Source organism: Solibacillus isronensis (assembly GCF_900168685.1).
GTDB lineage: Bacteria > Bacillota > Bacilli > Bacillales_A > Planococcaceae > Solibacillus > Solibacillus isronensis_A.
The window spans coordinates 2,290,167-2,312,944 of sequence record NZ_FVZN01000014.1 but is presented as its reverse complement, the minus strand read 5'-3'; the positions used below and the strand labels follow the sequence as shown (position 1 = coordinate 2,312,944).

At 38.6% G+C, this 22,778-nt stretch carries 20 protein-coding genes; 18 read left to right on the top strand and 2 right to left on the bottom strand.

Going from position 1 to position 22,778, the window contains the following annotated elements; translation table 11 throughout:
- The first annotated feature begins 267 nt into the window (after nucleotides 1-267).
- The 6 genes from pepV to B5473_RS20150 all read left to right on the top strand — a co-directional run bounded on the left by pepV (nucleotide 268) and on the right by B5473_RS20150 (nucleotide 6,442).
- Nucleotides 268-1,662 carry a dipeptidase PepV gene (pepV, locus tag B5473_RS20175; RefSeq protein ID WP_079528557.1) on the top strand — a complete coding sequence of 465 codons (1,395 nt, stop codon included), beginning with the start codon at nucleotides 268-270 and terminating at the stop codon, nucleotides 1,660-1,662.
- Between the two features lie 19 nt (nucleotides 1,663-1,681).
- The gene (gene dat, locus B5473_RS20170) at nucleotides 1,682-2,533 is read left to right on the top strand and encodes a D-amino-acid transaminase (protein WP_079528555.1); all 852 of its coding nucleotides are present in this window, start codon (nucleotides 1,682-1,684) and stop codon (nucleotides 2,531-2,533) included.
- Nucleotides 2,534-2,922: 389 nt separating this feature from the next.
- A complete protein-coding gene (locus tag B5473_RS20165) occupies nucleotides 2,923-3,921 on the top strand; it encodes a nuclease-related domain-containing protein (protein WP_079528553.1) in 999 nt (332 codons plus the stop codon).
- Between the two features lie 3 nt (nucleotides 3,922-3,924).
- Nucleotides 3,925-4,845, top strand: a complete 921-nt coding sequence (locus tag B5473_RS20160; RefSeq protein WP_079528550.1) for a diacylglycerol/lipid kinase family protein — start codon at nucleotides 3,925-3,927, stop codon at nucleotides 4,843-4,845.
- A gap of 65 nt (nucleotides 4,846-4,910) precedes the next feature.
- On the top strand, nucleotides 4,911-5,558 hold the full coding sequence (trmB, locus tag B5473_RS20155; protein ID WP_079528548.1) for a tRNA (guanosine(46)-N7)-methyltransferase TrmB: 648 nt from the start codon (nucleotides 4,911-4,913) through the stop codon (nucleotides 5,556-5,558).
- Nucleotides 5,559-5,581: 23 nt separating this feature from the next.
- Nucleotides 5,582-6,442, top strand: coding sequence for a YtnP family quorum-quenching lactonase (locus tag B5473_RS20150; protein WP_079528545.1), 861 nt, complete (start codon nucleotides 5,582-5,584; stop codon nucleotides 6,440-6,442).
- Between the two features lie 109 nt (nucleotides 6,443-6,551).
- Here B5473_RS20150 and B5473_RS20145 read toward each other — a convergent pair whose 3' ends face one another.
- Entirely contained in the window at nucleotides 6,552-6,866 is a 315-nt protein-coding gene (locus B5473_RS20145; RefSeq protein ID WP_079528542.1) for a peptidase M4, read from the bottom strand.
- Between the two features lie 146 nt (nucleotides 6,867-7,012).
- On the opposite strand from B5473_RS20145, the gene B5473_RS20140 reads away from it, so the two are divergent.
- The 9 genes from B5473_RS20140 to B5473_RS20100 all read left to right on the top strand — a co-directional run bounded on the left by B5473_RS20140 (nucleotide 7,013) and on the right by B5473_RS20100 (nucleotide 17,209).
- Entirely contained in the window at nucleotides 7,013-8,089 is a 1,077-nt protein-coding gene (locus tag B5473_RS20140; RefSeq protein WP_079528540.1) for a M42 family metallopeptidase, read from the top strand.
- Between the two features lie 156 nt (nucleotides 8,090-8,245).
- On the top strand, nucleotides 8,246-8,770 hold the full coding sequence (locus B5473_RS20135; protein WP_176142109.1) for a DUF84 family protein: 525 nt from the start codon (nucleotides 8,246-8,248) through the stop codon (nucleotides 8,768-8,770).
- A gap of 84 nt (nucleotides 8,771-8,854) precedes the next feature.
- On the top strand, nucleotides 8,855-9,373 hold the full coding sequence (locus B5473_RS20130) for a hypothetical protein (protein WP_079528537.1): 519 nt from the start codon (nucleotides 8,855-8,857) through the stop codon (nucleotides 9,371-9,373).
- A gap of 108 nt (nucleotides 9,374-9,481) precedes the next feature.
- Entirely contained in the window at nucleotides 9,482-10,297 is an 816-nt protein-coding gene (locus B5473_RS20125; protein ID WP_079528535.1) for a DUF1444 domain-containing protein, read from the top strand.
- Complete coding sequence (ytpR, locus tag B5473_RS20120; protein ID WP_079528533.1) at nucleotides 10,294-10,908, top strand: YtpR family tRNA-binding protein; 615 nt, start codon at nucleotides 10,294-10,296, stop codon at nucleotides 10,906-10,908. The genes B5473_RS20125 and ytpR overlap by 4 nt, the downstream gene beginning before the upstream one ends.
- A gap of 210 nt (nucleotides 10,909-11,118) precedes the next feature.
- Nucleotides 11,119-14,325: a DNA translocase FtsK gene (locus B5473_RS20115; protein WP_079528531.1), complete on the top strand. Its 3,207-nt coding sequence runs from the start codon at nucleotides 11,119-11,121 to the stop codon at nucleotides 14,323-14,325.
- 146 nt (nucleotides 14,326-14,471) lie between these two features.
- Complete coding sequence (murC, locus tag B5473_RS20110; protein WP_079528529.1) at nucleotides 14,472-15,770, top strand: UDP-N-acetylmuramate--L-alanine ligase; 1,299 nt, start codon at nucleotides 14,472-14,474, stop codon at nucleotides 15,768-15,770.
- A gap of 407 nt (nucleotides 15,771-16,177) precedes the next feature.
- On the top strand, nucleotides 16,178-16,687 hold the full coding sequence (locus B5473_RS20105; protein ID WP_079528527.1) for a DUF948 domain-containing protein: 510 nt from the start codon (nucleotides 16,178-16,180) through the stop codon (nucleotides 16,685-16,687).
- A 39-nt stretch (nucleotides 16,688-16,726) separates the two neighbouring features.
- A complete protein-coding gene (locus B5473_RS20100; RefSeq protein WP_079528524.1) occupies nucleotides 16,727-17,209 on the top strand; it encodes a YtxH domain-containing protein in 483 nt (160 codons plus the stop codon).
- Nucleotides 17,210-17,249: 40 nt separating this feature from the next.
- On the opposite strand, the gene pilM is transcribed toward B5473_RS20100, so the two are convergent.
- Complete coding sequence (gene pilM / locus B5473_RS20095; protein WP_079528522.1) at nucleotides 17,250-19,406, bottom strand: pilus assembly protein PilM; 2,157 nt, start codon at nucleotides 19,404-19,406, stop codon at nucleotides 17,250-17,252.
- Between the two features lie 177 nt (nucleotides 19,407-19,583).
- Between pilM and B5473_RS20090 the strand changes: the two genes are divergently transcribed.
- The 3 genes from B5473_RS20090 (at nucleotide 19,584) to ccpA (ending at nucleotide 22,763) form a co-directional block, all read left to right on the top strand.
- Nucleotides 19,584-20,669, top strand: coding sequence for a bifunctional 3-deoxy-7-phosphoheptulonate synthase/chorismate mutase (locus B5473_RS20090; protein ID WP_079528519.1), 1,086 nt, complete (start codon nucleotides 19,584-19,586; stop codon nucleotides 20,667-20,669).
- 127 nt (nucleotides 20,670-20,796) lie between these two features.
- Nucleotides 20,797-21,558, top strand: a complete 762-nt coding sequence (locus tag B5473_RS20085; RefSeq protein ID WP_079528517.1) for a 3-hydroxybutyrate dehydrogenase — start codon at nucleotides 20,797-20,799, stop codon at nucleotides 21,556-21,558.
- Between the two features lie 206 nt (nucleotides 21,559-21,764).
- Nucleotides 21,765-22,763: a catabolite control protein A gene (gene ccpA / locus B5473_RS20080; RefSeq protein ID WP_079528514.1), complete on the top strand. Its 999-nt coding sequence runs from the start codon at nucleotides 21,765-21,767 to the stop codon at nucleotides 22,761-22,763.
- The last annotated feature ends 15 nt before the right edge of the window (nucleotides 22,764-22,778 follow it).

Here is a 22,778-nt window from a genome sequence, read left to right as displayed (position 1 = left end):
ATATGTGCGGAGTGCACTTAGGCTTTAGTAGTTTGCCTTAGACATCCCCTTTTCTGAAAGTTTGGTCAGAATAGATGTTCTGACACATACATTATAGCGGAAAACCAAACAGATTTCCAGAAATGAGAGACGAAAAACACTATTTTTACAGAAAATTCATATATTTAATATTCCTAGAAATATAGGTTGTAATGTATTTGTCAAATGATTATTGTAATTTTAACGAGAAGGAGTACAATAACAATATTATAAAAATGAGGTGTATTAATGGATTGGTTACAACTGGCTCAGGCAAGAAAAGAAGAGCTTATTCAAGAATTACAGCAATTGATTCAAATAGAAAGTGTAAAAGATGTAAATAATTTTTCTGATATAATGCCTTTCGGTGCTGGTCCGAAAGCAGCATTGGAATTTATGCTTCAAAAAGGTATAGAGCAAGGGATGACTACAAAAAACGTGGATCATATGGCCGGTCATATTGAAATGGGGCAAGGTGAAGAACTTGTTGGTGTACTTTGCCATGTAGATGTAGTGCCTGCCGGAGATGTTGCAAGCTGGACATATCCTCCGTTTAAAGGACAAGTCGCAGATGGAAAATTATTTGGTCGTGGTGCAATTGATGACAAAGGTCCGACAATGGCGGCTTGGCTGGCAATGAAACTGATCCACGATGCGAAAATCCCTTTGAAAAAACGTGTACGTATGATTATTGGTACAGATGAAGAAAGCGGATTCCAATGTGTAACGCGCTACTTCGAAAAAGAGGAAATGCCGACAATTGGTTTTGCACCTGATGCAGATTTTCCGCTAATCAACGCTGAAAAAGGTATTGCTCATTTAACGTTCTCTAGTAAAGAAAAGCGATCAGGCGATGAGCAATTACTGTCATTCTATGCAGGTAGCAGAACAAATATGGTGCCGGATGAAGCAACCGCTACTTTAAAATATGCCGAAAAAAGCACAAGTGAGAATTTTCTGAAATATTTAAAAGAAAATGACGTTGAAGGTACTTTCACTAATAACGATAATGGGATTATAATTGTTGTGAAAGGTAAATCAGCCCATGCAATGGAACCGGAAAAAGGAAGAAATGCAGCGGTTTATTTAGCGAAATTTTTACAAAAATTTGTAGAGACAAAACAAAGTAAGTCGTTTATCGATTTTATTGTCCGTATGTTTGACAACGACCATTTTGGAACAGCACTGGACTTCCAATTTGAGGATGCAATGTCAGGACCGACTACATTAAATCCTGGAATCGTAACTTTTGATAAGCGTGGTGCTTCAATTGAAGTAAGTATGCGCTATTCGGTAACGTATCCGTTTGAAGAAAAAATAACGAAAGCACAGGCATTACTACAGCATGAAGCATTTACATTAGATGTAGTGAGCAATTCAGTTCCGCATTATGTGAGCGAGGAAGATGAATTGATTCAAACATTGCTGCAAGTATATCGCAAATACAGCAATGACTACTCGAAGCCACTTTCAACTGGCGGAGGGACATATGCACGTGTTATGAAAAAAGGGGTCGCATTCGGTATGCTGTTCCCAGGCGAACTAGATGTTGCCCATCAGGCCGATGAATTTGTTGATATTGATAACTTGATAAAAGCGACTGCCATTTATGCAGAAGCAATCGTAAATTTAGCAACTAACTAATATAAAGGTGGTATTTGAGATGAGCTTTAGTTTATGGAATGATCAAATTGTAAAAAATGAAGAAGTATTGGTGGACAAGGAAGACCGCGGCTATCAATTTGGCGACGGTGTGTATGAAGTAGTGAAGGTTTATAATGGGGAACTATTTACAGCGACTGAGCATATTGACCGTTTTTATGACAGTGCTGAAAAAATCCGCATAACGATCCCTTATACAAAAGATAAATTACACCAATTACTGCATCAACTTGTTGAAGCAAACAATATCGACACAGGTCATGTTTACTTCCAAATTACACGTGGTGCCGGCCCTCGTAACCACATTTTCCCTGGCGATGATGTGAAACCTGTAATTACAGGGAATGCGAAAGAAAATCCACGCCCATTAGAAAACTTTGAAAAAGGTGTAAAAGCTACATTCGTGGAAGATATTCGCTGGTTGCGTTGTGATATTAAATCACTTAACTTACTTGGGGCTGTTCTTGCAAAACAGGAAGCATATGAAAAAGGCTGCTATGAAGCAATTTTACACCGTGATGAAATCATTACGGAAGGTTCATCTTCAAACATTTACGGAGTTAAAGAAGGCGTACTATATACACACCCTGCCAATAATCTCATTTTAAATGGTATTACACGTCAAGTAATTATTAAATGTGCAGCGGAAATCGGTCTTACTGTTAACGAACAGGCAATGACGAAAGAGCAGCTGCTCACTATGGATGAAGTAATCGTTTCTTCAACAACATCAGAAGTAACACCGGTTATTGAAATTGACGGTACAGTTATCGGCAACGGTACACCGGGTGAATGGACACGTAAATTACAAGCACAATTTGAAACAAAAATTCCTAAAGGGATTAAAGCGTAATTTAGTACGACTTATTATTATATTAATAAGCAAAAAATTTATTGCGAACAAGTTGATTGGAATGGAGGGAAGGCGACTCCTGCGGGAATAGCAAAATTTATTTTGCGACGAAAGCGAAGCGACAGGAGCACCGAGTGAGATTACAAGGAACAAAAGCTAAGAACGCCACGTCCTGTGGCAACGCTTTTGTGACCAACATCGTGTTGGCCTCGTGCCCACGGAAAGCGTCCGACCCGGAATGAAAATCAACCCTGATGTTATGGGGAAATTTTATAAACCTTAATTTAAAAATAGCACCTTGCTTATCGGCAATGCGCTATTTTTTTTTGCGGATAACCTGTAAAATGTAACGTAATGAAGATTAGGAAAGAACTTAGGGAGTAGATAAAATGGCTCAGTTAATAAAACTTCAAGATTATATTTCACGATACGAAATTGACTTGGCACGCTATCCAACGCAGTTTATTCGCTTAAAGCAAAATCAGTGGGAGCGAATAAAGTATCAATGGCAGACGGGTGAAGCAATTGAACGTTGGGAACATATAGAGGAAGAAGTAAAGGAAGAGAAGAAAAAATCACTGTTTCAGAAACTTTTCCCTTTCAAAAAAGAAGTAGAAGTAATCGAAGAAGAACAAGAAGATATAGAAAAAGTGACGATTTCCAACGATTGGGCAGTAGAAGAAAATCCATATCAGGAAGACGATACGACGCTGATCTTTGAACCGAATCTTGTCTATACGCCAAAAACATTGGAAGAACTTAAGAAAATGTTCATCGATCAGTTTTTTCATTTTCAAATGAAATGGGCAAGCTCGACATTACGTGAAAAATCTTATGTAGATCCAAAATTTATGCGTGATACATTATTGCGTTCCATGCTCCAAACATTGCCGGACAATTACTTAGTATTCTATTATCCGATTTTACGTGTGAAAAAAGCGCCGATAGAATTGGATATTATTATAATGACACCGACAGAATGTCTATGTATCACGGTTTTGGAACAGGAAAGCCAGGCGGTATATATCGCAAATAGCGAACGCTTCTGGTTAAAGAAGGTCGGAAAAAATGAAAAGAAAGTGTTAAGTCCTTTAATTCAATTAAACCGAATGGAAAAAGTTATCGAGCAGATTTTTCAGCAAAACCATATTGAACTTCCGATTCGCAAAGTGTTGTTAACAAGAAATGGCTACATTGATTATCCCGGAACAATGTATGGTGTTTCATTTGTGGATAAACGGAAATTCCCCGAATGGATGGGCCAATTAGCGCGTTCCGTTTCACCGATGAAGCATATGCAAATACGTGGCGCACAAGCGATTTTAAATACTGTGCAAACAACATCTTTTCATCGGGATATTTGGAATACGGAAAATAAGGAAGATTAAATAATGGAAGTGCATTTTATAATTAATCCTTATGCGGGTAACGGGCAGGGGGTTAAACGTTGGCATCAGTTTGAACAGCAGTTGGCGATCCCGTATCAAATCCATTGGACAAAATACGAAGGACATTCTCTGCTGCTGGCAAAGGAAATTGCCGGACGAGCAACAAAGGAAAACCTGGTCTGTCTAATTGCTATTGGCGGTGATGGGACGATTCACGAAGTACTGAATGGTGCAGTACATTTTGAAAATGTCTATTTAGGTGCAATTTCTGCGGGCTCTGGCAATGATTTTGCCAGGGGGTATCAAGCATTCAAAACGAGCAAACAGTTAGAACAATTTGTAAACAGAGTAAATAGTACTTCACATGACTGCGGGGTAGTAAACCAAGGCGGGACTACCAAATACTTTATTAATAATTTTGGTGTTGGGTTTGATGCATTAGTGGCAAACATTGCAAACAATTCAACACTGAAAAAGTCTCTTAATAAATGGAAACTTGGGAAGCTGAGCTATCCTTATTATGTCATTCACGCTCTTTTTACATATAAACCGTTTAAGCTTACGATAGTTCAACCAGGGAAAAAGAGGCAATATCAAAATGTATGGTTTGTAACTGCGAGCAATCAGCCTTATTTTGGAGGGGGAATGAAGATATCTCCAGAATCGGATACATCCGATGGCCAGCTTGAACTGACAGTCGTTTCCAATTTATCGAAATGGAAATTATTATTCCTTTTTGGAACAGTCTTTTTAGGGAAGCATACACTTTTGAAGGAAGTCGAACAGTTTGCAGCAACGGATGCACAGTTGATTTTTGAGGAACCGGTCATGGCACATGCAGACGGGGAAACCCAAAAATTAACACCCGGTCAAAATAAAATTGAAATAACCGTTCAGAAAAAAGCATGGAATTTAGCAAAATAAAAGCAAATGAAGCTATTTTCCGTTATAATATGAGGCAGCTACACAATAGAAAAGAGGATAAGTAAGTGAGATTAAAGCATAAACCATGGGCAGCGGAATATATTCAACAACATCCTGATGTAATTATTCCAAACCCGGAAGATTATAAAGGCAAGTGGAATGAAGCATTCGGCAACGATAACCCGATTCATATTGAAGTTGGTACGGGTAAAGGGCAATTCGTTTTAGGGATGGCACTGCAAAATCCGGATATTAACTATATCGGTATTGAATTATTTGATAGTGTTATCGTATGTGCCCTTGAAAAAATCGAAGCAGAAAATAAACCATCGAATTTACGTTTGTTAAAAGTTGATGGCGCGAAGCTGGAAGAGTTTTTCGAAAAAGGGGATGTGGACCGTGTATATCTGAACTTCTCGGATCCATGGCCAAAAACGCGACATGCAAAGCGTCGACTTACACATGAAGGTTTCCTGAAAATTTATGAGAACATTTTAGTTGATAACGGTGAAATCCATTTTAAAACGGATAACCGTGGTCTTTTTGAATATTCACTCGTAAGTATGAACGAGTATGGTATGGCATTAAACTATGTATCGCTAGACTTACATGCGAATATGCCGGAAGATAATATTATGACAGAATACGAGGAGAAATTCTCGAAGCTCGGTCAGCCAATATATCGACTAGAATGCCAATACAAGACGAAATAATAACGATTTAGGGGGATGAAGAAATGGATCGATTTGAATTTCACAACATGACACTGACTTGGTTACATGGGGGTGTCACAGCACTGGATGGCGGAGCTATGTTTGGGGTAGTGCCAAAAGCACTGTGGTCTCGTAAATATCCGGTAAATGAATTGAACCAAATTGAATTAGCATGTGAACCAATTTTAATTCAATACGAGGGGAAAAATTATTTAATCGATTCTGGTGTAGGTGCCGGTAAGCTAAATGAAAAGCAACTGCGCAATTTTGGTGTTTCCGAAGAATCAACAATTGAAAAAAGTTTAGCTGAAGTTGGATTACAGCCAAGTGATATTGATGCAATTTTAATGACACATCTACATTTTGATCATGCTGGCGGTTTAACGAAGTGGGAAGGGGACAAGCTTGTTCCGGTTTTCCCGAATGCAGTTATTCACACGACACAAATTGAATGGGATGAGATGCGCAATCCAAATATTCGTTCAAAAAATACGTACTGGAAAGAAAACTGGGAGCCTGTACAGCATTTAGTATCAACATATGAAGGGGAGCTGGAAGTAGCTCCAGGCTTAAAAATGATCCATACGGGCGGCCATAGTGAAGGACATGCGATTGTTCGCCTTGAGCAAAATGGTGAAGTGGCGCTACATATGGCGGATATTATGCCGACACATGCTCACCAAAATCCGCTTTGGGTATTGGCATATGATGATTACCCGATGACAAGCGTATTTGCGAAGGAAAAGCTAATGAAAGAAGCGCTGTCAAATGGCTACCGCTTTATCTTCTACCATGATGCGTATTACCGCATGATTCAGTGGGATGCAACAGGCAAGGAAGTAAGAGACAGCCTGGAACGTTCGAAACCGGCATTAATTAAGTAAACACGAAAGCACCTGCATGATTTTCGATGCAGGTGCTTTTATTATCGGTTGAGTACTTTTAGCTTATAAAAAATACGATGACTAAAATTACGTCATCGCATCCTTTACATTATATTTGTTTAATATCTACAATGGCACCGGAACGGGCATCTGCTGCGAACTCGTAATTTTCAAGCTCGCCGTTGATTGTACGTGAAATACCTCCACGGTAGACCGGAGTTTCTGTAAAGCCATTACTGAAGTTTTCAGTTTTCATGTAAATCCAAGAACCATCAATTGGTGCATGTTTTTTAAATTCATCTTTGATGTTAGCTAAAATATGATCTGGATTCGCAAATGGTGCGACACGATTGCTCATTTCTTTAACAATGACAGCAGCTGCCATCCCTGTTACAACCCCTATTGTAAAGTCTTTTAAATTCATTTCAAAATACCTCCTCAAAATAGTGACTACATTTACTTTATCATATTCTGAAAATAGAGTAAAAATAATAGAAGGTTCGAAAGTCGAAATATTGCTTGCAATTTGTGGTATAATGAAGGCAAATCTACATTTAGAGGTGTTGCAGAATGAATCAAGATACACTTGCTCTTTTTAAAACATTAACAGAACTTCCTGGTGCACCAGGGAATGAGCGTGCAGTCCGCAATTTTATGCGCTCGGAATTAGCGAAATATTCTGATGAAGTGATCCAGGATAATTTAGGCGGCGTATTCGGTGTGCGTAAAGCAAAAGATGAACAAGCGCCAAAAATATTAGTCGCTGGCCATATGGATGAAGTCGCTTTTATGGTTACTTCCATTACTGAAAACGGCATGATCCGTTTCCAAACACTTGGCGGCTGGTGGAATCAGGTTATGCTGGCACAACGCGTTACGGTTTATACAAAAGACCGTGAAATTCCGGGTGTTATTGCATCAATTCCACCGCACTTATTAACAGATGCGGAACGTTCAAAACCGATGGAAATTAAAAATATGCTGATCGATATCGGAGCAGATTCCAAAGAAAATGCGATGAATTTAGGTGTACGTCCAGGGCAATCGATTATTCCTGTATGTCCATTCACACCGATGGCCAATCCGAAAAAAATTATGGCAAAAGCTTGGGATAACCGCTACGGATGTGGTTTAGCAATCGAACTATTAAAAGAGATTCACGGTCAAGAAGTGAAGAGCCATATTTATTCTGGAGCGAATGTTATGGAAGAAGTCGGTTTACGCGGTGCAGCGGTTTCATCAAATATGATTAAACCTGATCTGTTTTTTGCATTGGATGCATCACCGGCGAATGATACATCTGGCGATAAAAATGAATTCGGTCAACTAGGGAAAGGTACATTACTCCGAATTTTAGACCGTTCAATGGTTACACACCGTGGTATGCGTGAATTCGTGCTGGATACAGCAGAATCAAACAATATACCATACCAATATTTCGTCTCTCAAGGTGGTACAGACGCAGGACGTGTACACACTCAAAATGACGGCATTCCTTCAGCTGTAATCGGGGTTTGCTCACGTTATATTCACACATCTGCTTCGATTATTCATGTAGATGACTATGCAGCTGCTAAAGAACTTTTAGTAAAATTAATTCAAACTGCCGACCGTTCTACAATCGAATCTATTCGCGCAAACGTATAAAAAAATTCGAGATTATATTATAATACAAGGATGCGAATTTATCGCATTCTTGTTTTTTAGTTGCGGACAATAGGTCTAACGTGACTTACATAAAAATCGGTAAACCAATTTTTTAGGTATAGACCGTTTAAAAACGAATAGCTTGGAGATGAAATAATGAGAGTAGCAGTCGGATCGAAAAATAAGGCGAAATTAGGTGCTGTTGAAGCAATTGTCAACCAGTATTTCCCTAAAGCCACAATCGAAAATATGGAAGTACCTTCAGATGTATCGATTCAGCCCTTCTCAAATGAAGAAACGAGACAAGGTGCGATCAACCGTGCACGTCACACAATGATGCTTACAAACGCGGATATAACATTTGGACTTGAAGGTGGCGTCGATGAAATCGAAGGAACAATGTATTGCTGTAACTGGGGGGCAGCTGTTTTAAAAGATGGGACAGTCATTGCCAGCTCAGGAGCTCAATTTGCCTTACCGGAAGAAATTGCACAGGAGCTTCGTATGGGCAAGGAACTTGGACCGGTGATGGACGTCTATACAGATAGTGAAAATATTCGTCATCATCAAGGAGCAATTGGTATTTTCTCAAATAATTTAATCGACCGAAAAGAAATGTTTGAACATATTGTTAAGTTATTAGTCGGTCAAATCTTGTTTAAAATAAATAAAGAGCAATAGGACAGGATGTAGAGCACATTCGTTGCATTACGGCTCGGAAAATTATTATGATACTGATGGAACGTTTGAAAGAGAGGGAAAACAATGAGTCGTAAATGGATACATGCGTTTTTGCTTACTTCAATTGTTGTTATATTATCAGCATGCAGTCAAACAGTCGAAGAACAGGCACAAGCAGGGATGCAAAATGCTGAAACAATGTTTAGCAGCGAACCGAACGAAGCAAACAAAACGATTGGACATATAGAGCTGTACTTACCAAAAGGTTATAGTATTGAAAAAGGAATCGATGAACTGAATTATACGATTCTGAACGGTAAAGATTCCTATATATTATTCGTCAATCAAAATGAACCGGAAGACAGTCGGTTACAGTATGACTTGTTAAAGCAGGAAAACAAAAATGAAATTGTTGAAGAGAAAACATTCGAATCGGATGGCCAATTCGGATTTTCTGCTGTCACTAAATTTCCTGAAGAGAAATATGAGCTGATCGTTAATTTAGGCGGCGTTAAGCTGTCAACTATTTCCGAGGATAAAAAAATTGACGATAAAATCCAGGAAATGATGGAAATTGTGAAAACTGTGAAAGTGGTTAACTAGTTGAGGCGTTGAGTAAAGTAATCACATAGCTTTTTTGTTACAATAGATGAAGTAAATGGAACGGTTCACATTTGTGAGCCGTTTTTGATTAGATAAAGGAGTGGTTGAATGGAATCGAAACAGTTAGTAGCTGAACTGAAGACTAAATTAGGTGAGGCAAACTTTACATTCACATTCGATGAAAAGCATGATAAATTGCGTCTTGAACATAAAAAAATTGGACGAGGGATGGATATCTCTTTACCCGAAATTTTAACGAAGTACGAAAAGAAAAAACAGCAGGCAATTGATGAAGTGATTTATACGATTGAGCAAACATTTTTAGCGATGCAACGGGAAGAAGAACAGGGCTTTGCCGGTCTTGCTTCTGTTTATCCGATTATCCGCTCAACATCTTTCCCTAAAAAGTCGAATGATGGCCATGCATTTGTCATGACAGATCATACAGCAGAAACACGTATTTATTATGCACTCGATTTAGGTACAACTTATCGTTTAATTGATGAATCAATGTTGCCGAAATTAAATGTAACAGAGGAGCATATACGCGAAGCAGCCCGCTTTTCTGTAAAAAAATTGCCGACTTCTGTTAAACGTGATGAAGTTTCAGGCAATGTTTATTATTTTTTAAATCAGAATGACGGTTATGATGCAAGCCGTATTTTAAACGAAAGCTTTTTAAAGGAAATGGAAAGTCAAATTGAAGGCGAAATGACGGTATCTGTCCCACATCAGGATGTATTAATTATTGGTGATATTCGGAATGAAGTAGGGTATGATGTATTAGCGCAGATGACGATGCATTTCTTTACAGTTGGCGCGGTTCCGATTACGAGCTTGTCATTTGTATATGAAAACGGTCATTTAGAACCAATATTTATTTTAGCGAAAAACAAAGTAAAAAAGGAGCAAGAAGAAAAATGAAAGTAGCATACAACAAAGCACATGTAGGAGATGTCCTATTAGTTCAATTATCAATGGAGCCAATCGTAAAAACAGCGATGGATCGCGCTGGCGATGTAGCCATTTTAAAAGAAGAGACAACTGGTGAAGTAAAAGCATTTAACCTTTTTAATGCCAGCAAGTACGTAGAGCTGGATGTTGCAGGGAATGTGGAAGTAACACCGGAACTAGTAGAGAAAATAGAAACGGCTCTAAAAGCAAACGGGGCAGAAATTTCTCTAGATGTAGACTTCTCACCAAAATTTGTAGTTGGCTATGTTGAAACAAAAGAAAAGCATCCAAATGCAGATAAACTAAGTGTTTGTAAAGTAAACATCGGGGATGAAACATTACAGATTGTATGTGGAGCACCGAATGTAGACGCTGGCCAAAAAGTAGTTGTAGCTAAAGTTGGCGCTGTTATGCCTTCTGGTTTATTGATCAAAGAAGGAAACTTGCGTGGTGAAGATTCATTCGGTATGCTTTGCTCAGCTCGTGAACTAGCAATTCCAGGCGCACCTGAAGTGAAAGGTATTTTAGTACTGGATGATTCTGCAGAAGTAGGAAGCCCATTCGAGGTTACAACTCGTTAATAAGTACGAAAAGTTAGTATGTTGAGCTGAGTCTCTCATACTAACTTTTTTTTATCCTTAAAAATATCAGCGACAAAGCGCATTTACCCGGCAAATATGATATGCTTTTGAGGTGTATATTATTTATACACAGCAATTTAAATAAGAATAAAGACCGTTGCAAATAGTGGAATTTGTACGGCAATGTTTTTAAGGAAAGAAGTGGTATTTATGAGTTGGATTAAAAATAAATTTAATAAACTATTTAATATGGATTCAGAGGAAGAATATGATGAGTATGAAGAATCTCCAAAGTCAGATGAAATAGATCAAACAAAACAATCACAAGCGCAACAAAATTATTATGAAGAACCTGATGCGCCGAAAAAAGCATTCCGATTTCCTCTAATAGAAGATGATTATGAGGAAACAGCTAAGCAAGATAATGAGCAGCGACAAACGACGCGCTTTTATGATGATGAGAAGGAAAAACTGACATTACCAAATTATTTGCAAAAGCATACAGCCAAGGAAGTATATGATGTCGAAGTTTCCGGTATACGAGATTTACTGGAGCGTCGCCGTAAAGGGAAAGGCCACACTAATATCGTGCATACAAGAGATCCTGTTCGCCGCTTACCGAATTTAAAAGAAGAACGTGAAGCGATACGCCACAACAAGCCAGTACGCGGTGAAAGAACTGAAAATAAACAAATTTTAAAACCGATCGAAATTAGGAAGCGTTTTATTCCTACAGATGTTCCGTCGCCTGTGCATGGTTTTAAAAAGCCGTCATCAATTGAAAAATTAATTGAAAAGCAGCAGGATGAAAAGTTTAAAAAAGAAGAGCACGAACATACATCAATAATTGAACCACAACATAATGAAACGGCAGAACGGCCGACTGAACCGGTTGTTGTACAAACAAATGAGGAAGAAGAACAAGCTGTAACAAATTATGAACAAGAAATACATGAGCCTGAATTTTCAGTAGAAATTGCACAAACTGAACCACTGGATTCAGAAGTAGAAGTTGCACAAACTGAACCACTTGAAACAGAATTTGAACCTGTGCAAGAAGAATTGATTTCAGGCGAAAACAGCGAATCTGTTGAAGAAGACAAGCAGCCGATGGAAGAAGAGGTACTTGAACAACGGACAGAAGCAGTTATTGAAATAGAAGATGAAGAGGAAGCGGAAGAACCTGTAAAAGAAGAATCTTCCGTTGCAGAAACAATCAATGATGTACAAGTAAAGCATGTAACGATTGAAAATTCGACGATACACATCGGTCAATTAAATGTGGAGCAAATGCCTCCATCTGAAGAAGCTGTTGTAATTGAAGAGAAGAAGAAAGAAACGGATTCAGTACAGCCAATCAGTACGAGAAGCCGTGTTCCTTTTAATGTGGTGATGCTGAAGTCAGACAAGCAAAAACTGATGACGAAGCAATTTGTTGAACAGCAGTTAAGCATGCAAAGTAAAAAAAATAAACTAGACGAAGTAAAGCAAGAAGATATTATTAAACCGGTTGAAGAGTCTATTGAAATTCATACTGAACAAGAGGATTTAGTGCAACATGATAAGAATGATGATGTAGAAACTGTTAAACAAGAGATTCAGTTATCTCAGAATGAAGTACGACAAGTACAGGAAAATACTGAAATCATTACGTTTAACGAGCAAGTTGTGAAGCATGAGCCGACTAATCAGTATGAAGAGAAAACGATGAGGACAACGACTTCTACATCAGTTGGCTTGCTGGAACGTGATTCCGATATACCTGAAAAAGTAGAAGAGTTATTAGAAGTCGCCGCAACTACGGAAGCTGTAGTAGAAGAAGTACCGGAAACGTTGAACGTTCAAGAAGTACCGGAAATCCAAGAGGTGACAGAACTTCCGTCAGTTAAAGAAGTTGAAGAGCCAATTGTTGAAGAAACGGTAAACATAAAGGCACATTCTACTCAAGAAGTGATAGCAGAGGAAGCTGAGACCGTAATAGAAGCACCTCCAGTTAAAAGAATACCTTATGTAAAACCACCTCTTGAATACTTAGTACCGCCGGAGGAAATGGTGGAAGACCGTGACTGGATGGATGAACAAGGCGAAAATTTAGTGGAAGCACTATCGCATTTCCAAGTTCAGGCGCAAATTGAATCGATTGTTCAAGGACCGGCTGTTACACAATTTGAAATTACAGTTGGGCACGGGACGAAGGTAAGCAAAGTCCGCAATTTAACGGATGATATTAAATTGGCATTAGCTGCAAAGGATATTCGAATTGATGCGCCAATTCCGGGAAAACGATCTATCGGTATTGAGATTCCAAATCGGATTTCCCGTTCGGTTCGTCTTTCAGAAGTTACAGAATCAGCTTCGTTTAAAGATTCGGATTCACCATTGGAGGCAGCACTTGGTTTGGATTTAACAGGGAAGCCGGTCACAATCGACCTACGGAAAATGCCGCATGGTCTGATCGCCGGTGCGACAGGATCGGGTAAATCGGTATGTATTAACTCGATTTTAGTCAGCCTGCTGTATAAAGCAAATCCGAATGAATTAAAGCTTATGCTGATTGATCCAAAAATGGTAGAACTTGCGCCATTTAACCATATTCCGCATTTAGTCAGCCCTGTTATTACAGATGTTAAAGCGGCGACTGCAGCGTTAAAATGGGCAGTAGAGGAAATGGAAAGACGTTATGAGTTATTTATGCACAGCGGTGCACGTAAAATAGAAGCATATAATAAAATGTGTGATGCAAATGGTATGTATGCACAGAAGCTTCCATACTTATTAATTGTCATCGATGAGTTGGCTGATTTAATGATGATGTCCCCACAAGATGTGGAAGACAGCATTGTACGAATTACGCAAAAGGCCCGTGCTGCAGGAATACACTTAATTGTTGCTACACAGCGCCCATCCGTAGATGTTATCACTGGTCTGATAAAGTCCAATATTCCAACGCGTATCGCCTTTTCCGTATCTTCACAAATCGACTCACGCACAATTTTGGATTCACAGGGTGCAGAACGATTGCTGGGACGCGGAGATATGCTATATTTAGGAAATGGAATGTCGGCTCCAACCCGTATTCAAGGTACATTTGTAACGGATGATGAAATCGAAGAAATTATCGAGTATGTACGTGAACAAGGCGAGCCACAATATATTTTTAAACAGGAAGAATTATTAAAACGCTCAGAAACAATAGAGGAACAAGATGAGTTGTTTGAAGAGGTATGCCGATTTGTGTATGAACAAGGCTCAGCATCGACATCACTTTTACAACGCCGTTATCATATTGGCTATAATCGAGCAGCTAGATTAATCGATATGTTAGAGAGACATGGTTATGTTTCAGAACCAAAAGGAAGCAAACCGAGAGATGTATATATTACAGAGGAAGAGCTGTTTGAGCAATTCGGAGGCTAAAGCACAAGCAAGTTGAACAATTAAAAAAATTAGAATTGTCGTTCAATTATCGTAACGTGTATTTAGTGCTATAATGTAGGCATACTTTGAAACAATAAATTGATAATTCAATGGGGTCTTCGTATCCTAGGAGGGTTTTATAAATAATGACACGCTATCATTTTACAGGTATTAAAGGTTCAGGCATGAGTTCCCTGGCACAAATTCTATTTGATGCAGGAGAGCAAGTTCAAGGTTCTGACTATGAAACATACTATTTTACGGAGCAGCCATTACGTGACCGCGGAATAGAAATTTTAAATTTTGATGAAAACAATATTAAAGAAGGTTTAACAGTTATTGCAGGGAATGCATTTAATGATGATCATCCGGAATTAGTGCGTGCACGCGAATTAGGTGTTGAGGTCATTCGCTACCATAAGTTTTTAGGTGAATACAGCAACCGCTATACTTCTATTGCCATTACAGGTGCACATGGTAAAACGTCTACGACTGGTTTAATGAGCCATGTTGTAGGCGGTTATATGCCGACATCGTATTTAATCGGTGACGGTACTGGTTCAGGTAAAAAAGATGCTTCATATTTTGTTATGGAAGCATGTGAATACCGTCGTCACTTTTTAGCGTATCATCCGGATTATGCAATCATGACGAATATCGATTTTGATCATCCGGATTATTTCTCGAGCATTGACGATGTATACGATGCTTTCCAACAGCTGGCTTTACAAGTGAATAAAGCAATCATTGCTTGCGGAGATGATGAACAGCTTCAGAAGATTCAAGCAAATGTACCAGTTGTCTACTATGGTTTTGATCCTGCTAATGATTTTTCAGCGCGTAATATTGTAAAAACATCGGAAGGTACGGAATTTGATGTTTATGTACGTAATGAGTTTTACAGTAAATTCTTTATCCCGCTATTCGGTGACCATACGATTTTAAACTCGTTGGCGGTAATTTCACTGTGTCATTATGAAGGGGTTCCAGCAAAACTGATCCAAGAACGCCTTAATACTTATGGCGGTGTAAAACGTCGCTTTACTGAAACAAAAGTGGGCAATGCGATTTTAGTGGATGATTATGCACACCATCCAACAGAAATTGCGGCAACTTTGCAATCAGCGCGACAAAAATATCCTGATCGTGAAGTTGTAGCGGTATTCCAGCCGCATACCTTTACTCGAACTAAAGCATTTTTACAAAACTTTGCGGATAGTTTGAGCGGTGCCGACGCAACCTACTTATGTGATATTTTTGGTTCAGCACGCGAAAAAAAGGGAGAGCTTTCGATTCATGATTTAGCAAACTTAATCGATGGCTGTACTGTTTTAACAATCGAAACAGTTGATCAACTTAAAAAACATGAAAATGCCGTATTCCTGTTTATGGGAGCGGGAGATGTTCATAAATATCAAGATGCCTTTGAAGCAATTTTGAACTAATTGAAAAACAGCTTAACCTAGTAGTTAAAGGATAAGCTGTTTTTCCATACATAAAGTGAAACATCAATTAGAGGTTTCTTCATCCCTTACTGAATAGAAGATTAACAAACCCTAAAATTACCAACATCGTGTTGACTCAAACCAATCGGGCTTTCAGTTAATGCGGGATAAATATAGAACTTCTATTCATAAAGGGTTTTATTCATCAAGAGATTGGGGAATATGAAAGCATGGACAAAATGGCCATTCACCTTTAGTGAATAAATAAATAACAAATTTTCAATATTCACGTTGGAAAAGCTTCTATTTCGTAAGGGTTTTGCTGAAAAAATGCTTTTCTAGTAAAAGGATTGTCGCAATTTTTGTCGAATGTAATAAATGGAACTAGATAGAGGAGGTTTTATTTGATGGAAGTATTACTTTATATTGCGGCATTAGTGGCTGCAATCGGATTTTTAGTCTTATGTATAAGTATTGGTATGACTTTGTTTTCTGTTAAGAATACATTAAATTCAATTGCGGGAACGGTTGCTGGTATTGAAGGACAAATGGAAGGCATTACACGTGAGACGACAAGCCTGCTTACAAAAACAAATGCATTGGCAGATGATATTTCAGATAAATCGGAGAAGTTAAATTCAGTAATGCATGCTGTAAAAGGTGTTGGGGATTCTGTAAATAATTTGAATTCATCAGTTCAACGTATTACAACATCGATTTCAACAGAAGTGCATAAAAATGAAGACAAGATTGCGCAAGTCGTTCAATGGAGTAATGTAGCGATGGGGATTGCAGATCAATGGCGTCAGCGCAAGCCGATTAATGAAGAAGATATTATTTATACGAGTACTAAAACAAATGAAACACCACCAAATTTAGGCCAGAAGTCAAAGTTTGGTTTCTTAAAACGCAAGTAAAAGGGAAATGACATTCAATAACAAGGGGGAGTTTTTAAAATGGAAGAAAAACGCGTAAACTATGATTATAACCGATTAAATGATTCGATTTATGATGATGAAAAAATTCACGTTAAGGATTTTGTTATCGGCGCATTGGTAGGCGGTATTGTTGGTGTAGCGACAGCTTTATTACTTACACCGAAGACAGGCAGTGAAATGCGTAATGATGTTGCGGTACAAGCTGTCACATTAAAGGATAAGAGCATTGAGCTTTCTGGCACGGCAAAGGAGAAGACAGCACAGCTTTCAACTCAATTAAAAGAGCAATCTTCTTCAATTGTTGAAAAAGTAAAAGCGAAAACAGCGAAACAACCACCAGTTATGGATGATGGAACCGCTTCATCAGAAGGTGAGGAACCATTGCCATTAGATAAAATGGTAGATGAAGAAGTATTAGCTGCTGAAGATCCGGATCCGGATAGCGTAAATACAGACCCGGATATCGCACCAAACTCAACACGCCATACAGATGTACAATAATAAAAACGGCTCCCAAAAATTAATTGGGAGCCGTTTTTTATTATTCTAAAACCGGTTGGTCGGTAAGCTGAATTTCAAGTTGGTCGCCACCGAATATTTCAGCATCAAATGAAGAAGGCGCACCATTACGTAAAATCGTAAATGACCCTTTAAATGATGCAGGAAGCTGCCAGTTGGAAAATCGAAAGACATCCTGATAAATCCATTTGCTTGTATCTTTTTCGATAATATTAATTGCCGCTCCATTCGGAACTATTGCTTCACGTTGTACAACTTGACCGTTTACTGAAAACTCGCGGGCAATCTTTACAAGCTCGACTTGTTCATGCTGAAACGTTACAATCGCTTTTTCTTCCAACAGGAAATTTAAATGTGCCGCGATTTGTTCAGCTGTCGGTAATTGACGCTGTTCAAATGTAATGCTATCTCCATTTTGTATAGGGTAATGTAATTTTCCCGGCTTTCCGTTAATGGAAAGCTGTGATGAAAAATTAGGGAACGATACAGGTTTTCCCTCAATATGGACAAAATATGATTGGAACTGCTGTATATGCATTAATTGGTTTAATGATTTTAAGACATCTTCCACTGTTTCGATTGTTTCGACGACAATTACGTCCCGGTCCTGTAAAGGAGTATCCAGTTTAACAATTTTACCGTTTACAAATACTTTCGGTTCAACATTGTATTGCTTTTCTTGAATTGTCACAGTCTTTACGGAAGCATGATCAATAATGTCCCCTACAGTAACAGATGCGGCTGTCCCATCTTTTCCCGGTATCAGCTCTATTTGATCTCCATTTTTAATAAGGGATTTAATCGAGGCATTTTCACCATTCAATATGATTTGTGCCGGCTGTCCATGTTCACCTGGGACAAAAACATTTTGCCCGTTCACTGTAATCGACAAACCGTGTCCGGGTTTGCCGTATAATTGTTTTGCTCTGACGTTTGCAGCCAAAAATGCATCACCGACTGTCATTTCCTTCAACTCAAATAGTCGTACAATTTGCTCGTTAACTTGAATTGACATGTAATGAATCGGTGATTTTTGTGCGGCGATGGCTATTCCAATCGGTGTCACAAGCTCAGGTGTTGCGGCAATATGTTGTGCGCGTGTTAAATTCTGAATGGCATTCACATCACGTACCGCTACTCGGTTAGACGGCAAATTTAAAGTTTTGCCGATTTCTTCCGGCAAGTGAGGTGTTAAACTCCCGCCGCCAACTAACATGACCGCTTTTGGAGGGGTGTTATTGTTTAACCGTAGTATTTCCTCGCCAATCGACTTTGCCAAATTTTCAATTGCAGGATAGATTGCTTGGATGACTTCTTCACGTGGAAAATATTCGTCAAATCCTAAAATATCCTGAATGAGAATTTCCTCGCTCGTATGTAATTGGCGCTTTGCCATTTCAGCGACCGGAAAGTCCAGTAAATAATAGTCACTTAAACTTTCAGTAATTTCATCACCAGCAGTTGGCACCATACCGTATGCTACAACCGTACTTTTGTCTGTAATGGCAATATCTGAAGTACCGGCACCAATATCAACAAGTGCCACATTCAAGCGGCGCATTGAAGGAGGAATAAGTACATTGATCGCAGCAATCGGTTCTAACGTAAGGGCTTCCATTTCCAAATTGGCACGTTTTAATGCCGCAAGCAATGATTCCACGACAACACGCGGCAGGAAAGTGGCAATTACTTCAACGGATGCTTCATCACCTTGCTGATCAAGGAGACTCCCAATCTCTTCTCCATCCAAACGGAAATATAAAACGGAATAGCCGACACAATAATAATGGTTATTTTTTGTATCTTCTTTATGAAGCAATAATTGCTGCTGAGCCTGTTGTACGGCTTGCAGTTCCAGGCGGTTAATATCTTCATCAGTAAAGATCGGTCGGTTTTTAATAGAAATGGAAACGCTGGCCTGTTCGGTTTTTAATGCACGTCCGGCTGCTGCTACACTCACTTTCTCCAAAGGACCGTGAGTTTCTTCCAATTCAGTCTTAATCTCCTGTATAAGCTCCGCTACATACAGGACGTTATGTATTTGGCCATCAACCATTGCACGTTCTTTATGTTCTTTTACTAAAATATCGGCGACATGATAAGTATCTTCATGCTGCTCTAAAATAATGCCGACAACGGAGCGTGTTCCGATATCAAGTGCGAACAATTTATTTGCCATTTGAAAACGCTTCCTTTCTATTATTATCACAATATACTTTAGCGAGTTGAAGCGCTAAATTAAAAATGCGTGACATTCTACAATAGTTTGATTATAATAAGATTATTACTTAAAAATGTATCATACTTTTTATTTAACTGAAAGTGCCGGATACGCAAAGAAGAGGGGTAGAGGAATATGCATCAACAAGATTTAGAAAGCTTACGTAGCCAGATTGACAGCTTGAACTTAGAAATTTTACGTTTAATTAATGAACGTGCATCAGTAGTAGAAGAAATTGGCAAGATTAAAGAGAAACAAGGTGTCAATCGCTATGATCCGCTACGCGAGCGTCATATGCTTGACTTAATTAAAGAAAACAATAACGGTCCGTTAAATCAAATGACGGTTGATTATATTTTTAAACAAATCTTCAAAACAGCGCTTAAACAATTAGAAGCAGAAAAGAAAAAAGAATTACTCGTTTCACGTAAAGAAAAGTCAGAAGATACTGTCATTAATGTAAATGGTGAATTAATCGGTACAGGTGCTCCTTCTTTCGTATTTGGACCATGTGCAGTTGAGTCTTATGAACAAGTTGCTGCAGTAGCTGCAACAATCCAGGAAAAAGGATTAAAATTAATTCGCGGTGGTGCATACAAACCACGTACATCTCCGTATGATTTCCAAGGCTTAGGTCTGGACGGGCTAAAGATTTTGAAAGATGTTTCTAAAGAATACGGTTTAGGTGTCATCACTGAAATCGTAACACCTGCTGATTTAGACCATGCATTGGATTACATCGATGTGATTCAAATCGGTGCCCGTAACATGCAAAACTTTGAACTTTTAAAAGCGGCTGGAGCAACGAATAAGCCTGTCTTATTAAAACGAGGTTTAGCAGCGACAATTGATGAGTTCATCCATGCAGCAGAATACATCATGTCAAAAGGTAATGAAAACATTATTTTATGTGAACGCGGTATTCGCACATACGAAAAAGCAACTCGTAACACATTGGATATTTCGGCAGTTCCGATTTTAAAACAAGAAACACATTTACCGGTAATGGTAGACGTGACACACTCTACAGGTCGTCGTGATTTATTATTACCATGTTCAAAAGCGGCAATCGCTATTGGAGCAGACGGTGTAATGGCAGAAGTGCATCCAGATCCATCAATCGCATTATCGGATCAGCAACAGCAAATGGATATCCCGACATTCAATGCTTACTACGATGAACTTTTAAAATTCATGAAACAATACGAAGTGTCAAAATAATTATTAATAAGCCCATGTTGAGTAATTTCAACATGGGCCTTTATGTATTTCTGCAAGTTTTAATTTGACGAATAGCGGTAGGGTAAATTACAATTTTTTCTAAATACCTTATAAAAGAGGGAATGATATTGTGCAAAAAATTGCGTTAATTACAGGTGCTGCACAAGGAATCGGTTTTGAAATTGCTAAAGAACTTTCAAATAGTGGGATGACAGTTATTATTTCAGATAAAAATGAAGAAAGACTAAAAGAAGCCATCACAGAACGACCGGATTTAAAGTATTTACTTTGTGATGTCAGCAATGAAGACCAAATTAAAGAAACAATCGATTCAGTTATTTCGCAGTTTGGTGCACTACATGTCATGATCAACAATGCAGGATTCCAACATGTATCCATGATTGAGGAATTTGATACGGAAATTTTTGAATTGATGCAGAAAGTAATGGTTGTAGGGCCTTTTATTTTTATGAAGTATGCGTTACCTATTATGAAACAGCAAAACTTTGGCAGAATAATTAATATCGCGTCCATCAATGGTTTGGTCGGTTTTGCAGGAAAAGCCGGCTATAATACCGCTAAACACGGTGTTATCGGTTTAACTAAAGTAGCTGCACTTGAAACGGCTGCAATCGGAATTACAGTAAATGCAATTTGTCCCGGCTATGTCGATACGGAATTAGTTAGAAATCAATTTCAGGATTTAGCGAAAACACGGAATATAGCGGTTGAAGATGTATTGGAGCAAGTACTCTATCCTTTAGTGCCGCAAAAGCGCTTAATTGATGTTTCCGAAATTGCAGCGTTAGTCATCTATTTATGCAGTGATGCAGCAAAAGGGATGACGGGACAGGCGGTAGTATTGGATGGAGGATACACCGTTCAATAAAAAATAGCGAATTTAAACAAGTGCTATCGTATTGATAGCACACTTTTTGAATATTTTAAGACAATTGCTGAAAAAACCAGGTATTCACTAGGTTTTAGATTGAAAATAGAAATGAAAATATTATATGATGAAGCTATACATAACAATTAGTTCAACTAGTCGTTTATAAAAACTTGTATCACTAAGATAAAAAGGGGGAGAAACTTTTGACTGTCACAATTTATGATGTTGCACGTGAGGCGAATGTATCAATGGCAACCGTATCTCGCGTAGTAAATGGAAATCAAAATGTTAAGCCTGCGACAAGAAAAAAAGTGTTGGAAGTGATTGAGCGTCTCGAATATCGTCCAAATGCAGTAGCACGTGGCTTAGCTAGTAAAAAAACAACATCAGTAGGAGTCATCATCCCTGATATTTCGAATAATTTAAATGCCGAGCTTGCACGAGGCATTGAAGATATTGCGACAATGTACCGCTATAATATTATTTTAGCAAATTCAGATCAAAATGAAGAAAAAGAGCTGTCTTTACTTGATACGATGCTAGGAAAGCAAGTTGACGGTATTGTGATGATGAGTGAAGAGGTAACTGAAAATATTCAACGCGCAGTTGAAGCTTGCCCAGTACCGATAGTATTGGCAGGATCTATCAGTTCCACTGAAAAAGTAGCTTCTGTAAACATTGACTACTACAATGCGGCATTGGAAGCTGTAGAAACACTTATTAATAATGGACATAGGAGAATTGCATTTGTCTCAGGTCCGTTACAGTATACAGTGAATGGTCAGCATAAACTTGCAGCCTATAAAGACGCTCTTGAAAAAGCAAACATTGAACTAGATGATGCTTTAATTGTTGCCGGAGATGGCTCTTATGATGACGGATTGGAAAGCTGGGAGAATTTAAGTGAACTACAGCAACCGCCTACAGCCATTTTTGTCGGGAATGATGAGCTTGCAATTGGACTAGTACATGGCATTCAAGATAGCGGAAAAAATGTACCAGATGATGTTGAAATCATCAGCTTCGAAAATTCAAAACTAGCGCGTATGGTACGACCAAGACTTACAAGTGTTGTATTGCCTTTATACGATATTGGAGCAGTCGCAATGCGCCTATTAACAAAGTATATGAATAAAGAGGAAGTTGAACAGCAACATGTCATCTTACCTCACCGCATAGAAAAGCGTGGTTCGAGTAAATAACAAAAGCGCCTGTCA

Bases quoted from the DNA above. Each gene is read 5' to 3' on its own strand.
- pepV (WP_079528557.1), top strand. From the start codon at position 268: ATGGATTGGTTACAACTGGCTCAGGCAAGAAAAGAAGAGCTTATTCAA.
- dat (WP_079528555.1), top strand. From the start codon at position 1,682: ATGAGCTTTAGTTTATGGAATGATCAAATTGTAAAAAATGAAGAAGTA.
- B5473_RS20165 (WP_079528553.1), top strand. From the start codon at position 2,923: ATGGCTCAGTTAATAAAACTTCAAGATTATATTTCACGATACGAAATT.
- B5473_RS20160 (WP_079528550.1), top strand. From the start codon at position 3,925: ATGGAAGTGCATTTTATAATTAATCCTTATGCGGGTAACGGGCAGGGG.
- B5473_RS20150 (WP_079528545.1), top strand. From the start codon at position 5,582: ATGGATCGATTTGAATTTCACAACATGACACTGACTTGGTTACATGGG.
- B5473_RS20145 (WP_079528542.1), bottom strand. From the start codon at position 6,866: ATGAATTTAAAAGACTTTACAATAGGGGTTGTAACAGGGATGGCAGCT.
- B5473_RS20140 (WP_079528540.1), top strand. From the start codon at position 7,013: ATGAATCAAGATACACTTGCTCTTTTTAAAACATTAACAGAACTTCCT.
- B5473_RS20135 (WP_176142109.1), top strand. From the start codon at position 8,246: ATGAGAGTAGCAGTCGGATCGAAAAATAAGGCGAAATTAGGTGCTGTT.
- B5473_RS20130 (WP_079528537.1), top strand. From the start codon at position 8,855: ATGAGTCGTAAATGGATACATGCGTTTTTGCTTACTTCAATTGTTGTT.
- B5473_RS20125 (WP_079528535.1), top strand. From the start codon at position 9,482: ATGGAATCGAAACAGTTAGTAGCTGAACTGAAGACTAAATTAGGTGAG.
- ytpR (WP_079528533.1), top strand. From the start codon at position 10,294: ATGAAAGTAGCATACAACAAAGCACATGTAGGAGATGTCCTATTAGTT.
- B5473_RS20115 (WP_079528531.1), top strand. From the start codon at position 11,119: ATGAGTTGGATTAAAAATAAATTTAATAAACTATTTAATATGGATTCA.
- murC (WP_079528529.1), top strand. From the start codon at position 14,472: ATGACACGCTATCATTTTACAGGTATTAAAGGTTCAGGCATGAGTTCC.
- B5473_RS20105 (WP_079528527.1), top strand. From the start codon at position 16,178: ATGGAAGTATTACTTTATATTGCGGCATTAGTGGCTGCAATCGGATTT.
- B5473_RS20100 (WP_079528524.1), top strand. From the start codon at position 16,727: ATGGAAGAAAAACGCGTAAACTATGATTATAACCGATTAAATGATTCG.
- pilM (WP_079528522.1), bottom strand. From the start codon at position 19,406: ATGGCAAATAAATTGTTCGCACTTGATATCGGAACACGCTCCGTTGTC.
- B5473_RS20090 (WP_079528519.1), top strand. From the start codon at position 19,584: ATGCATCAACAAGATTTAGAAAGCTTACGTAGCCAGATTGACAGCTTG.